Genomic DNA, 14,898 nt, shown 5'->3' with positions numbered 1-14,898 from the left:
ATCGCTTCTTCCCCACGCTCTCCATGATGCTGGACATCCTCCCGGAGCCCTACCGGCTCCTGATCTCGGATGTCCGTCGAAACGGGGCAGGCCCAATGACGATCAGCGTTGTCGTGTCCCGGGTGTGGCGTGGGATCCAGCCGGTGGCGCGGTGAAGCCCGGCCGGGCTGGTTGGGAACTGGGCGTGCTGCTGGACTGTGCCGGTGCCGGCGGTGATGCGTGCGAGAGTGTGTGAGGCGGCGTGGGTTTCCACGCGTCGTGACGGCGCCGGCCCGGGAAGTGCTCTCGCGGCAGGACGGTGACGGGCCACGACCCGCGGCCACGGGTCGGGCAAGCTTCTGATCAAGCCACCGAGAGGGCAGGGCCGGCGCCCTGACCACGAACCGGGCGGGCAGATCTCACTGAGAGCACCCGGCCGGGGCCACCATTTCATGAGCCACACCCAGGCCGCGGTCATGACGCTGGCCCTGCCAGCCAGCCCCAGGCCAACCAAGAGCAAGCTTCACAGCGTTTCACCCTGCGCGGACGGAAAGACCGCCAGCTCGAACGGTGGGGCGTTGATCGCCGAAAATGGACGAAGCTCCTGGTAGATGACGTGGTCGACCAGAACACATGCCGTCTGCCCGAGGAGCTTCGTGCTGGCGGAGGCCCACCTCGCGAGTTGATCGGTGGAGGCCGCTCGCCTCAAGGCGAGGATCCACAACCACCACCGGTCACCCGGTGAAGGTGGTGGGCGCGTACTGACTAGTGTTCGTTCGTTGATGTCCTTCTGCGGCGTACGAAGATGATCAGGGCTGTCCCGAAGGCGACCATCAGGATTCCGATGAGGCTGATCCGGGCGGTCATCGCACCTGTCGTTGCCAGCTTTTCGCAGGTGCCTGGGTCCTCGTACTCGCCGGTCAGTTTGTGGTTGTGGCCGGGAAACTGCACATTGACGGCGCGTTCTCGTCCGGCGGCGAAGACGATCGTCTGCGATCCCCCGTCGGAGGCCGTGACCTTCTTTTCCTGCGTTCCGTAGGTGGCGACCGCCTCGATCGGTGGCATCCCCTGGCCGGGATGGGTGATGGTCACCTTCAGTTCGGTGCAGGTCGACTCGGTGGACATCGTGGGCAGCCCGCAGGTCGAGGGCCGCGACCATAGATAACGAGCGACTTCCTTGCCCCGCTCGGCGACGACGATCTGGCCGGTGCCCGCTGGCATCGGCAGTTCCACCGACTTTCCTGCGGGCACGTTGACGGTGCGGTTCACACCGGTCGCGGTGATTCGGAACGTCACGGGATAGCGGCCGCCGCTGAGGTGGACGGTGACGGACCCGTCGCAGGCCGGCGCGAAGGTGGCCTTCGGTTGTGCGCAGGGCACGGCACCGCCGTTGTAGGCGCCGAGTGGGCCGGCGGAGCGGCTGCCGGGCTTGCCCTTGCTGCCCAGTTTCTTGTCGCCGTAGCGCTTGCCCTTCTCCACCATCGGCGTGATCAGTTCGCCCTTGCCACCCCAGACGAGGTCGACTTGGGTGTAGCACTTCGGCACGTCGACCTTCAGCTCAACCTTGCGGTGTTTGGCGTCGATCACCGCGATGTCGTGGTCGTGCGCGTACTGCGGCCAACTCGGCTTGGCGCTCGGCGCGAAGTAGGAGACCAGGAGGAACTCCTGCTTCTGGTCCTGGCACAGGGGCAGGTCACCGGCGAGCTCGACCGTCGCGCGGCCCTTCGCACCGTCGAACGTGTGCTTGTACGTGGCCTGTGCCATGCCGACGCATCGCGGTGCCTTTCGGCATGTCCCCTTGAGGCCGGCGGCGCGGCCGGAGTCGGTGCTGGAGATGCCGGTCCGGTCGCCGTTGCGCTCGAACCAGGTCGCCGACACCGTCAGGGTGGCACTCGTCGTCGTGCCCGGCACCCGCTGCACACCGTTCCTGACACCTCTCGGACCGTTGCCGTCGGTGTCGGCGCTGATCGCGTTGCCCACCTTGATCCCGGCGATCGGTGTCTGCGGTCGCGCGACGAGCTTGGTGATCTTGGCGTATCTGTTCTCCCAGCTGCCGTTGTTCACCTGCCAGGTGATCTCATAGGTGCCGTCCGGCTGGCACACCGCCGTCCCGCTGACCCGGGTGTGATGCGCTGCGGCGGGGCTCGCCGCCACCAGCGCCGCGAGCATGCCGAGCAGCATGCCGCCCGCCAGGGAGAGCAGCCTTCGGAGGGGTCTGTTCACGTCAGTCACTCCACAGATGGAAGGGATGGTTTCGGGGTTTCGGCGCCTCGCCGGAGGCGCCGCACTCTTCACGTCCCTGTGTGCACGTATTGAGGAGCCTGCGTGGATCAATCGCTGGCGAAATTGATACGAAGGGTTTCTGTCGATGATCGGCGGCGCGGTACACGGCCGCGGAGCACCGCCAGCCGCGCGTAACCCCAGTCACCGCAGTCGGCAACCGTCCGCAGCGCCCACCGCATGCGCTCCGCGGCTTCTTTCGGATGCTCACCGAACTCGTACGCGACCTCGGCTACGCAGCCGGCGAGCCGGCGGCGCACGAGTTCGCCAGCGATTGCCCGGCGCACCTGCTGGCGATCGGGATGCTGCGACGGCTGTAGCGCCGACGCGAACAGAGCTTCGGCGAGCAGCACGGTCCGGTACCTCAGCATTGCGTCACCTCCTCACTGCCGGCCACGCACCGCGATCCCCCGTGCGCCCCGCCGAACCGTCCCGCCACGGCAGATCGCGGCCGAAGACGGCGTACGCTCGCGGGTCGCCGGGATAGCGCAGCCCGCGGCGCAGGTCACGGAATCCCATCCGCCGATACAACCGCCACGCCCGCGACCGCCCGTCGGCCGTCTCCGCCGTCGACAGCACCGCCGTCCGCGTCCCGGCCGACGACAACATGCCTCGCAGCATTGCCTCACCCAGCCCTCTGCCCTGACAGGCCGGACGGACCTGAAGCTCCGATACGGTGCAGGCGCCGTCGAGCCACCGCCTGCGATCGGCGACGACCGGCATCGCGCCGGCGACCCAGTCCCGCCACCACTGGCCGGGCTGGCACAGATAGCCGTAGCCGAACCCGACGATGTCGGCCAGCGGCCCCAGAACGGCCACCGCCCGGAACCCCGGCATCGTCAGGTCCTCGACCAACTGCCGACGGCTGACTTCCCGCATCGCCGGGCCATAGCCCATCGCCTCGGCAAGGACATCGATCGCCTCGTCCGCCCGGATGGCGAACTGCTCGGGCGTCCACACGACCAGGCAGTCCCTCATCGCATCTGGCACCGGTACCTCCGACAGGTCGGGCAGTGGCGGCTGACCGTCGACCGGGTGAAGGCCACCGGGCGGCTGCCGCACGCCTCACAGACCAGCGACAGGACCTGCCGGCCACGCCTGCTGCCGGTAACCCAGGACGCGCCACGGACCACGCCGACGTCACCAAAGTGGATGGCGTCATCGAGGCATTGATCGCGTACGGGGCAGACGATGCAGCGTTGCACGGCTTTCTGCCACATCAGGCGGGACTCGAACCACGACGGGTCCAGCCCCCTGCATTCGGCTTGCTCCCACCACGACTGGTGGGGCTTCGTGATTTGTAGTGCCGTCATACTCCCCAATACGGGCAGGACCAGCCCGTGGATCAGTTCAGACCGATCCTTGAAGCGCCTCGGGTTCGACGGAGGCGGTGATCATCACGCGGGGGCTACATCGACGCGCAGAAGCGCGCTCACACGGGCCCGTTGAATCCGTCCGACCCGCGGTCGCTGTGGTGGATGAACTGGCCGTCGCGGACATCGCGGGACCAGATCCCGTATTCGAGGGCGGCGAGGATGAGGTCGGTGTCGCAGCGGTCGGAGGTCTTCCACCCGACGATCCGGCGGGAGAAGGCGTCGCGGACCGCGGCCAACCAGAACACGCCTTCACCGCACGGGATGCGGTGGCATCGGCGACCCAGAGTCGGTTCGGCCCGGTCGCGGCGTTTGACGCAAGATCGCCACTCGTAATACCGAGTGACGACGAAAGACCTGGGCAGGGACGGCTTGACAGGGCATTTGTCCGAGGCGTACCCCTGATCGGCCTGCACATCTCACGAACCCGCCGCCCGTCGACGACCTGTTCGACGTGGCCTTCGAGGCGGCCGACGACGGCTGATTGGCGATCCGCGGTGGTAGCGGCCAGGAGATGGCGCGTCGAGGGCACGTCGCGCCCGTTGTGAACCAGGAGTCAGGTGCGTCCGTAGCTACGTCGTGAACCTCGTTGACGTACTGCCAGAGGGGCTGCGGCGGCGGGTGGAACGGGCGGGTTGTGCCGGAGGTAACCGGCACAACCTTCCTCCCTCGCGTCCCTTCCGTCCCACGCCGCGACCTCGAATTCGCCGAGAACAAATGCCCGGATTCGCGCCTGCCTGCGCCTGGTCGTTGTCATCGTCCCGCACCCAACGCCAGCTGACCACCGGCATCCGGCACCGCCGGCCAAGACACCGGTCGAAGTCCACCGAACCCACCATGCTAATTCGTATTGGCATCGGAGCGGTGCTGACCGTGGACTGGTTCAGTCCCCGAAGGCTGCGGCGCCGCGAATCGATCGGTGCCGTCATTACCACCGCACGGGTGCCCATCCACTCATCCGGTCGGCGCTGGTGGCCTGCTGGTCACCGGTGCAGCGCTGGGGCCGGACACCTCTCATCCGGACTGGTCTGAATCAAGTTGCTCGCCGTGCTGGGGTTTGCATCTTGTCGGCGTCTGGAACAGCCAACATTGACTAGATCTGAGCGAGCTGTTTTTGGGCCTCGCGTGCGAGCTCCACTCGGTTGCGGACGTTGAGCTTCCTCAAGATGTGGGCGACGTGCGTCTCCACGGTGCGCCGCGACAGCACCAGTCGCTGGGCGATCTCCGGATTGGACAACCCCTGCACCAGCCGGCGGGCCACCTCGCGCTCGGCCGGCGTCAGCGCCTCCCAACCCGTGGTGACCTTGCGGTGAGTCGATCGAGATCCCCGGCGTACGCCAAACTGGCGCAGCCTGGACTCCAGCCGACGTAGGTCCGGCCAGGCGCCCAACCCCTGATAGATCGTCACGGCCCGAACGAACGCGTTCCTGGCTTCCGGCAGGTCTCCTCGGTGCCCCAACCGGACGGCGGCCTCCTGCAGCGCGAACGCCACCCGTGGCAGCGCATGGATGCTGTCGAAATACTCCGCCGCCGCCAGCAGTGGCTGCGGATCATCCGACACAAGTGCCTGGCAGACGTTTGCTGCCGCCACAACCTGTGGCGCATCGCTGTTCTTGGCATCCAGGTCGGCGGCCCGGGCAGCCGCTGCGGCGAGATCGGTGCGGTCGGCAGCCAAGGCCAGCCGCACGAACTCCATCAGTGTCTCCCAACGACTGTATTGGGTGCGCTGGGAGTACTGCTCCTCCAGCCACGGGGCCATCAGCGCCACCGCCGCAGGGAGATCACCGTCGGCCTCAACCAACAGTGCCTGCGCCTCGATCAACGACTGGGCGTTCAGGCGCAGCACTCCGCTCGTGTACTGGACGTGCGCCACCGAGGCCAGATAGGCCTCGGCCTCCTCTCGCTGCCCCCGCCGCGCATGGATCAATGCCGCCGCCCCACGCACCCGCAACAGATGCTGAATGTGCCCGACGTCGCCCATCGCGTCCACATACAAGAGCGACTGGTCCCAATCACCCTTGTGCAGGAACTGTTCGGCCGCGACAAGCTGCGTTTGAAGGACACGTGTGGTCGCACCAGCGCTCTCGGCGAGCGCCGACGTGGCCGACAGCGCCGTGGCGAACTCCCCGTACCGGTAGAGGTTGGCGAGCAGCGCCACCCGGTTGACCATGAGGAGAAGCCGAACATCCATCGACTCCATGTCGCCCCCGACAACCACGGAAAGACCGCGCTCGGCGAGCTCCAGCGCCTCGCTGTAGCCAGGCGCGTCAACCATCAGGGCCACCAACGCCCACCCGACCGAGACTGGGTCGTCGCAGGCCTCCCCCTCGCTGATCGCCGACTGGGCATGGACCCTCCCGGCCTCCCGGTTGTCGCTGAAGAGAAGATCGGAGGCGAGCAGGGCACGCAGTCGGCTGCGCCACGGCGGCACCAGGTCAGGTCGATCTAGCACCTCCGAGATGAGGGACCAGTCCCGCTCAGATTGACCGGACATACCGAATCCCCGCGCCAGGTTCCACGCCACTTCCCCGACAAGGGCTGGGTCCGACACGGTTCGAAGGGCCTCCGTGCCCAGAGCCACGAGGTCGTCTAGACGATGCTGCAACCGGAGCACGGTGGTAAGCCGGGCGAGGTAGACATCACGCCGCGGGTCACCAGGGTGAACAGCCGTCAGCGCTCGCTGGAGGAGATCCGCGGCGATCAGGGGTGCCGCGTACAACGCGGCCGCGGGCAGGTCGGCCAGCCAATCCAGCATCCATCCTTCGGGCCTTTCCGACGTGGCCAGGAGGTGTCTCGCGACCCGATCCCATGGGGCGCCCGCTTCCGCGAGGACCTTGGCCGCATGGCCGTGCATACCGTCGCGAACCGCCGCTGGCGTTTCCTTCTTCAGCACCTCGGCTATGAGCGGATGACGAAACGACAGCCCGGCGTCGGAGTCGGCGAGCACGCCAGCCTCCACGGCTTCGCTCACCGCGTCGACCAGGGTGGGGACGGGGCGGTTCGACACCAACGCGAGGTCGTGCATCGAGAAATGGGTTCCGAGTAGGGCACAGCTGCGCAAGGTTGCTCGCGTCGGCCGGGGAAGGAAGTCCAATCTCCGGCTGATGGCGGCCGCCACCGACGCCGGCGGCTCGCCCTTCGGAGAGTCGAGCTCAGCGACATCGCGGGACACATGCACCTGCCCGTCCCGAACGAGGGCATTAAGCATCTCCCGCACGTACAAGGGGTTCCCCCCAGCCTTGGCCAGCGCCTCGGTCAATTCCGGCCCCGGCGACGCGGACAGCAGCGCGGTGACCATCGTGGTCACGTCAGGTGGTGCCAGCTCGTCGAGTCGGATCAACGGCGCGGCCAGCCGATCGATCACGACATCACGTAGGCGGTCTACCTCCTCACGCCGGGGAACGGGGCGGCACGCGCTGATGAGCACGAGGGGCGCTTGACTCGCGATGCTCGTCAATCTGTGCCACACCCCGAGGCTGGCGGCATCAGCCCATTGAAGGTCGTCGATAGCCAGCACCACCGGTGCTTGAGTGGCCTCACGGTCGATCAACGCGAGTACTCGCTCGCTCGCTGCCAGCACCGCGTCTGTCCCGGAGCCGCGCCCTGCCAACAGCTCCGCGATCTCCGACCGGTACTCGTCCACCGTGTGCCCACCGAGGTCAAGACACTCTGCTATCACCTGCAGCGCAAACAACTGGGTCAGGCTGTCGGCCGTCCCATGGAAGACGCGCATGCCTAGGAAACGTGCATGCGCAAGCCCGGCGTTGAGCACCGCGGATTTGCCGATCCCGGGCTCGCCTTCGATCCAAACCCCTCCACCGCGACCCTCGGCAGCGTCACGGACAACACCGCGCAGAACATCGAGCTCCGCCCCGCGCCCGATGACCTCGTCGCCACTCATTACGGCATCGTACGCAGAGCGGCTATGGGCGGCCGTCCGCAACCATTGCAGTTGCAGGCGGTATCCGACCGGACACGAACATGCCACCGTTCGTACCCGAACCTGAGCCACCCCCGCTTCATGGAGCTTCTTGATCATCTGATGGCCGTGGGGAGGAAATCGTCCGAGCCAACCAAAGAAGTACCCCGATGAGCTACGCCAGCGCGTTGTGCGCTTGTACCTCGATTCGGACCCGAAGCCGGTCATCCGGCGCCTGGCCGAGCAGCTGGGCGTGCATCACGAGGCGTTGCGGAACTGGATCCGTCAGGCCGAGCCCGACGCCGGTGAGCGTCACGACCGGCCCACCAGCGAGATGGCCGAGGAGAACCGGCGGCTGCGCAAGGAAGTCGCCGAGCTGCGGCTGCGGCGGGGCACCACCTCCACATCGACACCCACGCGGGCGCCATGGGCCGCCCGCCACGCGGTCAGCACCGGCTCGATCAACGCCCACCGCTCATCCGACAAGTCCGACCGATATCCACGCCGCTGCACGTCCACGCCGCGATCAAAGATGCCCTCTAAAGGATCCAGCCCGACCGGCCGGGGCGACGGGTGGTGGTCACCGGTACCGTCGGCGCCTGCTCGCGCATGACGTAGAGGCCCCCCTCCACGTCGACGAGCAGCGTCCCGTGTGGACCGTAGATGACAGCGGTGACGTCGTAGCGGTACTGATGGAACGTCCGCTTCGCCTCCACGTTGCGCTCGTTGACCTCGCTCATCTCGGCCGCGTGGGCTTCGCCGTCCTCGCGCTCGACACCGAGGCCGTCGCCGTTCCAGCCGAGCTTCTTGATGCTGCCGGCGGGAGCGCCACCCTGCGGGCCGAACGAGAGCTCCCAGCCCGAGGACGAGTCGCCCTTGTTGATCGGGCCCGCCTCGTTCTGCTGGTATCGCCGGGCCTTCTGCTCGAAGGCCAGCGGTCGGCCATCCTTGTCGACATAGATCTCGGCCCGCCGGATGTTCAGGCCGAGAGTGATGCCGGTGCCCGGAACCTGGTAGCGGTGTTCGAGCAGTGGCTCGAGGCGAGGTCGCAGCATCATCTCGGACGCGTGGTGCGCCATCAAGCGGTCGAAATCGCTGCCACCGTGCACGCCAGGCACCCTCCAGGCGCCGTCGGTGCTCAGGTCCAGGCCCTGACGCAGCCGCGGCGGTTGGGTCGTCAGCGCCGCCCAGCGTTCGAATTCCCGGGCCGCCCGGTTCAGCCGCCACGGATGGACGTTGCGGTCATTGATCAGGTCGTTGTTCAGGTCGTTGTTCAACCGAGGCGGGGTGGGGCCGGACTCCACCCATCGAGGTACCGACCGGCCGGCGCCGGTCGGGGCCGGAGCCGGAGCCGGACCCAGCCCCTGCCAGCTCCCCGGCTGTTCGGCCGTCGGCCGGGTCAGGTATCGCGGCACGATGAGCCGGACGTCCCCAGTGACCTGAATCTGCTCCTGCCAGCCGATCCCGGGGAGGTTGTGCCAGAGGTCGCGGACCGACCGTTCCAGGTGCGGCTGCCAGAGGCCGGCGAGCCAGGCGCCGCCGAACAGCACGTTGCGCGCTGAATCAAGCATGAACGTGACCGCTTGGGGCAGCTCCGTGGTCAGCGTCATCTCGATGGTGAAGTCCAACGGGTACTCGAACTCGTGCGACTTCTTGGGCCCGGTCCGGAAGATGTCCTTGGACTCGGACTGCATGCCGCGTTCACTGGACTCCGAGCTCTCCTGCCCGTAGTCAGCATGCCCGCCGAGGACCCTGCCCTGATCGTTCCACGCGCCACGGCCGGAGAAGGCTACCTCCCCACCCCACGACCATCCAGAGGTGTCCGTGTTGGACTGGGCGTCGTGCGTCTCGCCACGCAGGGTGAGGCTGACCTGCTCTCGCGGGCGGTCGCTGGACGGCGCGGCGGACGGGGTGGCGCTGACCCGCACCCACAGGTACTGCGTGGTGTGGTAAGGCGTCGGCACCGGGAACCAGCCGTACACGCCCTGGCCGGACAACGGAAGGTACTGCGGCTCCAGGTTCCGGGAGGAGAATCGCTTCACCAGCGCGCGCCGCAGGTGGTCGGGGATACCCTCGCCGGAGGCGAACAGGCCACGCTGCCGCAACCGTTGCAGGATCGTGTCCAGCACGGCGTTGGCCCGCAACCGCTCGGGGTGCCCCACGGCGGGCAACAACTCAGGGTCGATGATCTCGCGCGATGACGCCGAGTCCGGCGCCGGTGTCCGGGGACGGTACAGCCCCAGATCCTCGGCCGCACGATCGGTCGCCAGGAGATCCACCGCGTCGTCGACGTCCAGATAGACGGGAACGGTGGCCGTGGTCTCGCCGTCCTTGATGCGCAGGGCGATGACCTCGAAGACCACCCGGCCGTGATAGGTGTGGACGACGTCGTTGTAGGTGGCCCGGGTGATGTCGATGGCGCCATAGTCCTTGCCGTCCGAGCCGCCGAACGAAATCCCACCCTCGACGTAGAGGCCGCCGCCGAAACGGCCGCGCTCGTGGGCCTTGTCCGAGTCGCCGCTGTCCGAATCGCCCTTCTTCGCGGTCGTTGCGTGGTTGAGATACTGGCCCCCGACACCGGCCTTGCCGCCGAAGCTGAGCTCGCTGCTCGTCCCGGCGGCGTGACTGATCGCCGACTGCCGGTACTGCTCGAGCTCGACACCGTTCGCGCTGTCGATGCCGTCGCTGCTGTACTGGTATGCCAGACCCGCCGCGAAGAACCGCTCCCGGACCCGGATGACCTGCTGGTATCCGTCGTGGCCGGGCAGTTGCAGCTCCCACCCGTGCTCCTCGACCGCCTCCGGGAACCCGCCGGCCAGTTCCGTGCTGGCGCCGAGATCGAAGATCGCGTCGGGCCAGTTCATCGGCTCGTTGAACCACTCGTCGGAGAGGCCGTTCAACTGCTGGTACAGCCGCGCCGCGGTGGCCGGCAGCTCGGGTACGTGCCGGAAGGCCGCATACAACCCGGCGCTGCCCTGGACGTCCAACGGCAGGTGCGGCGGTTGGTCAACCGGCGCCCACGCGGCCTCGGGTCGCGGGTTCGAGCGGGTCACGCCCGCGCCGTCGAGCTGCGCCGGCGTAATGGCCCGCTCCTCGCCGGTGCGCGGATCACGCGGCACATGCTCGACCGGTACCGCGATGTGGGTCGCCACCTCGCCGCCGCTTTCAGCACCGATCAACCAGGTCTCGCGGGGTCCCCAGCCGCTGTCCGTCTGCTCGCGGATCATGACCTCGAACACCGTGCGGTAGCGATGGTCGACGACGTGTCCGACGGTCTCGGTCCGGCGGTACTCCTGTACCACCTGGCTGAGCTCGTGCTCGCTTGCTCGTGCGTGCTCCGCCGTGACGCCGAGCCGCGGGAAGAACACCCTCCCCTGGTGTTCCGTCCCGTTCTCCGGCGCCTGCTCGTTCCGGTCGGACTGCTCGGTGCTGCGGCCCGCCGGATTCGACACCCGGCCACCCCACCGGCCGCTGAGGCTGCCCTCGGTCGACCGGGAACCCGACGTGGTGGCTCCGGTCAACGCGCGGGCATTGACCGTCATCGGGTATTCCGGACTGTCCAGCAGTTCCCTCCGGTGCTCGGTCACCATGACCTGGTACCGCTCGCGGCCGACCCGCACGGTGAACTTCTTTCCGGCCTGCGTCCGCGTCGGATCGGCCTCCATCGCGGCCCGACCCACCTTCGCCAGGATGGTGCGGCGCGCCACGGCGCCGATATCAACGCGCCCCGACTTCTGTCGCAGCACCGACTGCACCAGGTCGGCGACCTGTTCTGCCCCGGGCATGTTCGCCGCGATCCCCAGACCCTGGCCGCGCCGCATGGCCAGCGCCAGCGGCTCCCGGGGGGCCGGGCCGGCGGGGGGCACGTAGGAATGCCGCGCCTGCGGCGCCCAGGGCAGCGGCGGCGACAACCAGTTGCCGATGTCGCCTGCCGGTGCCGGAGCCGGTGGGGGGGCCGCGACGGTCGGCGTGATCAGCGCCCGCGGTCGCCCGGTACCCGGCCCACCGAATTCAGGGGTGAAGACCGTCCCGAAGACGCTGCGCTCGAACTGCTGCGCCTCGCTCAACGGCACGCCCAGCTCCCCGACCACCTGCCGGGTCACCGGTACCACCGAGGAATCGCCATGCGTGATCAACGTGACGTCGAACACCACCCGGTAACGAGCCTGGTCTTCCTTGCGGTTCAGCACCGTGTGGTTCAGGACCTTGCCGCCCACCTCCAGCGCGGACTCGCGTTCGGACTCGCCGCCGAAGCCGAACGAGAAGGCGCCGGTCGTCCTGTCGGCGGCCTCCTCCCGGCCACTCGGGTCGGTCGCCGCGTGGGTCAGTCCGAGAAGCGCCGCGTCCGCCGCGAGGCCGGTGCCGCTCGTACCCGACACCTCCTCCCCGGAGGTCGCGATCACCCCGAGGTCGTCCCGTACCGTGACGCCCTCGGTGATCTCCACCAGCTGCAACTCCCGCATGACCGCCCTCGTGGCGACGTAGCCGCGGAACCTGCCGATCGTGAGCCGCTCGTCGATCGTGTCCGTCATGTCCCCGTTCGACAGCATCCACCGGCTACGGTTGCGGGTCGTCCGCTCGTTGAGCAGTTGGCGGGTGACCTTCGCGGCGACGCCAGCCGCGGTGTCGGCCGGCAGGGCGGCCGCCAATACCTCGTGCCAGCCGGTCACGAGTGGGGTCAGGTCGATCGCGTTGAGCACGTCGCGGGCCTGCGGCGTCGACCGCGTCGGCGGCTCGGGTGGCGACGGCGCGAGCTGGGCTGCCCGGTTCGGCGCGGCGCTGCCGTTGGCGTACAGGGTCGGCAGGGAGATGTCGAGGAGGCCGTTCTCGGCCGGCACCGACGGCCGTCCCCACTCGACGCCGTTCACGAAGACCTGGAACGACACCCCGCTGGTGAACGACGTCGACGCGGTCACGAACATCTTCCGGCCCCAGATGACCCGGGTCTCCTGAGACATCGCGTGTTGGCGATCGCCCTTGATTGACAGCGTGGGGATGCCCGCGATCAACCTGGACGCTCGCCCGGTCGAGATGTCGAAGGTTTCCTCCAGTCCACCGTCGGACTTCCGTCCGCTGGACACGGACGTGTCGTTGCCGACCTTGGTCGAACCGAAGGAGACTCCGAACACCCGCGGGCCCCTGGCATTCCCGGCGGGTGCCGGTCGCGGATCGTGCGGCACGGGACGGATCCACACCAGCCGGCCGCCCGCACTGAGCGTCTCTCCGGAGAACAACGCCTGCTCCCAACGCTCACGGTGTGCCTCGACGGCACGGGGGTCCCGCTGGTCCGGTGCCGTCAGCAGCGTGTGCAGCGCCGCCGACACCCGCGCGCGGATGGCCGCCTCCTGGGTGGCGGTGCCCAGGTCCAGCCGGTCGGTCGTGCCCATCTCGATGTCGTCGGCTGCCCCGGTCGACCACCCTGACGGCAGGTCGTCCATCAACTGTGCAACGGTCTCCGTCACCTGCTGCGGCGTCAGGTGCCGCACCGCCGAGACGCTCAGCTCACCGAGGGCACCGTCGGCGAAGTACCACGGCGTCGCCGGCTCGGGCTCCCTGGCCTTCCCCTTGGCCGCCGCCCCAGTTGCGTTGGCTTGATCCCGCTCCTCGACCGCACGCTCCCAGACCGTACGCGCATCGGACGCCGCATTCCGGGCGCGGTCGAGCCGCCCCTGGGAGCGTGCGACGTTCCGCTCCAACCGGGTCCGTTCCGCCGTACGCGCCGCCGCGTCGACCGCGTCCGCCAGCTCGGCCTGACGCCACGTCTCCGCCTGCCGCTCCGCGTTGTCGGCGTCCCGCCGCTCCGCCTCGACGCGCTCGCGTTCCTCCTCGACCGCCCGCAGGTCGGCCCGCTGCCGCTCGTCCTCCTGCCGCCGCGCGTCCTCGTCCGCCCGTACCCGTTCGGCCTCCGCCAGTTCGGCTTCCTGCCGGCCCTCCTCCCACCGCCGCTGCGCCTGCTCGGCCAACTGGTCGTCGGCGCGCTGCTCGTCCTGCCGGATCTTCGCCGCCTCCGCGGCCAGCTCGCGCTCCCGGGCGCGCCATTGCGCTGCTGCGGCGGCCGCGCGCCGTTGCTGCTCCCGCTCCGCCGCCAGGTGCTGCTGCCCGGGGTCCTGGTCCGCCAGCTGTCGCTGCGCCTCATCCGCCGCAGCCCGCGCCTCCTGCTCCTGGCGCCGTTGCTCCTGCCGGTCGGCCTCTGCCTGCGCGGCATCGCGTACTGCCTTCCGGACCGCCAGCGCCCGCTGTACGCCCTGCCACGTGTCCCACCGCTCCTGCTCGTCTCTCCGGGCCTGTTCGCGTGCCGCCGCCCGCTCGCGTACCTCCTGGCTCGCCACCAGGCGCTGCGCCGCCCGGGTAGCTGCCTCCTGCCGGGCCACCTCCCGCTCATCGGCCCGCTGGGCCGCGAGCTGCTCGGCAGCCTCCCGCGCCGCGTCCCGCTGCCGGATCCGCTCCGCCGCGCGGTCCGCCGCCGCTGCCCCGCCGGCCCGCAACCCCTGTAGGCCGTCCGTCCACTGCTGTACCGCCGTCCGCCAGTCCGCCTCCCGGGTGGCGGCGTCCTGCTCCAGCGCCTGTCGCCTCCGGTCAGCCACCCGCACGGCCCGCCCCAGCAACTGGTGCCCGCGCCGTTCCACTGTTCCGCGCTGCCGTTCCAGCTCAGCGACCCGGTCCTGGGCCCTGGTGAGCCGCTCCCACGCCGCACGCTCCACCGCTTGCGCGGCATTACCGCTGGCAGGCGTCTCACCGCCGTTGGTCGGGGTCTCATCGGCGCTGGTCGGAGTCTGCGTCACGCGCGCCGGTGGCACGGCCGCGCGGGCGTCGACCTGGCGCGCCAGGGCCTCCCGAGCGGTGGACAGCTCGCTCCGCGCTGCGGCGAGGTCACTCTCGACGGCAGCGGTCGTGTCCCGGATACTGGCCAGTTCCCGGGTCAGCCGTTCGACCTCCGGCGGGTTCCCGACCGGCGTCGCCTCCACGTCGCCGCCCTTGCCGTCAATGCTGCTGCCCGTCGCGGGTGACGCGGGGCCGCTACCCCCGTCCACACCGGCCAGATCCACGGCGTCGACCGGGCCATCCACGGAGCCGGCTTGGGGGCCCCATTCCATCGCCGCCGGCCGACCAGGCAACGAACCGGGCGACAGGTTCAAAGACTCAGACTCGAACTCCGACTCTGACCCGGACGACTCTGACCCAGACTCAGACTCTGACCCGGACGACTCTGACCCGGACGACTCTGACCCGGACGACTCTGACCCGGACGACCCAACCGGCCGCGCCAACGTGGGAGCCACGAACGACTCTTTCACCGCCAGAAACTCGCTGATCTCCCAGTCCGTGAACCCAGGCTCGTGGAGACGA

Annotated in this window: 7 protein-coding genes and 2 pseudogenes; 1 reads left to right on the top strand and 8 read right to left on the bottom strand. The window is 69.0% G+C overall.

Annotation, left to right across the window (positions count from 1 at the left end; genetic code table 11):
- Window positions 1–744: 744 nt before the first annotated feature.
- The 6 genes from ACZ6O2_RS35265 to ACZ6O2_RS35240 form a co-directional block, all read right to left on the bottom strand.
- The gene (locus ACZ6O2_RS35265) at window positions 745–2,211 is read right to left on the bottom strand and encodes a cell wall anchor protein (RefSeq protein WP_466026027.1); all 1,467 of its coding nucleotides are present in this window, start codon (window positions 2,209–2,211) and stop codon (window positions 745–747) included.
- Window positions 2,212–2,309: 98 nt separating this feature from the next.
- Window positions 2,310–2,612: a hypothetical protein gene (locus tag ACZ6O2_RS35260; RefSeq protein WP_466026026.1), complete on the bottom strand. Its 303-nt coding sequence runs from the start codon at window positions 2,610–2,612 to the stop codon at window positions 2,310–2,312.
- Between the two features lie 22 nt (window positions 2,613–2,634).
- Window positions 2,635–3,249: a GNAT family N-acetyltransferase gene (locus tag ACZ6O2_RS35255; RefSeq protein WP_466026025.1), complete on the bottom strand. Its 615-nt coding sequence runs from the start codon at window positions 3,247–3,249 to the stop codon at window positions 2,635–2,637.
- Window positions 3,234–3,572, bottom strand: coding sequence for a WhiB family transcriptional regulator (locus ACZ6O2_RS35250; RefSeq protein WP_466026024.1), 339 nt, complete (start codon window positions 3,570–3,572; stop codon window positions 3,234–3,236). Before ACZ6O2_RS35250 ends, ACZ6O2_RS35255 begins: the two co-directional genes overlap by 16 nt.
- A gap of 119 nt (window positions 3,573–3,691) precedes the next feature.
- Window positions 3,692–4,048, bottom strand: coding sequence for a DDE-type integrase/transposase/recombinase (locus tag ACZ6O2_RS35245; protein WP_466026023.1), 357 nt, complete (start codon window positions 4,046–4,048; stop codon window positions 3,692–3,694).
- Window positions 4,049–4,725: 677 nt separating this feature from the next.
- Window positions 4,726–7,533, bottom strand: coding sequence for an ATP-binding protein (locus tag ACZ6O2_RS35240; protein ID WP_466026022.1), 2,808 nt, complete (start codon window positions 7,531–7,533; stop codon window positions 4,726–4,728).
- A gap of 208 nt (window positions 7,534–7,741) precedes the next feature.
- On the opposite strand from ACZ6O2_RS35240, the pseudogene ACZ6O2_RS35235 reads away from it, so the two are divergent.
- A pseudogene (locus ACZ6O2_RS35235) lies at window positions 7,742–7,864 on the top strand (transposase); the annotation flags it as partial.
- Window positions 7,865–7,980: 116 nt separating this feature from the next.
- Here ACZ6O2_RS35235 and ACZ6O2_RS35230 read toward each other — a convergent pair.
- Together ACZ6O2_RS35230 and ACZ6O2_RS35225 are read right to left on the bottom strand one after the other, a co-directional pair.
- Window positions 7,981–8,064 (bottom strand): annotated as a pseudogene (locus tag ACZ6O2_RS35230) (IS5 family transposase); the annotation flags it as partial.
- 26 nt (window positions 8,065–8,090) lie between these two features.
- Window positions 8,091–14,618: a coiled-coil domain-containing protein gene (locus ACZ6O2_RS35225; protein WP_466026021.1), complete on the bottom strand. Its 6,528-nt coding sequence runs from the start codon at window positions 14,616–14,618 to the stop codon at window positions 8,091–8,093.
- Between the last annotated feature and the right edge of the window lie 280 nt (window positions 14,619–14,898).

It is taken from the genome of Micromonospora sp. NPDC048040 (assembly GCF_055587185.1).
This window is presented reverse-complemented; position numbering and strand designations above follow the sequence as displayed.

What these genes read in the sequence shown, in the direction of transcription:
- ACZ6O2_RS35240 (WP_466026022.1), bottom strand. Translation starts at nt 7,533, where the DNA reads ATGAGTGGCGACGAGGTCATCGGGCGCGGGGCGGAGCTCGATGTTCTG.
- ACZ6O2_RS35250 (WP_466026024.1), bottom strand. Translation starts at nt 3,572, where the DNA reads ATGACGGCACTACAAATCACGAAGCCCCACCAGTCGTGGTGGGAGCAA.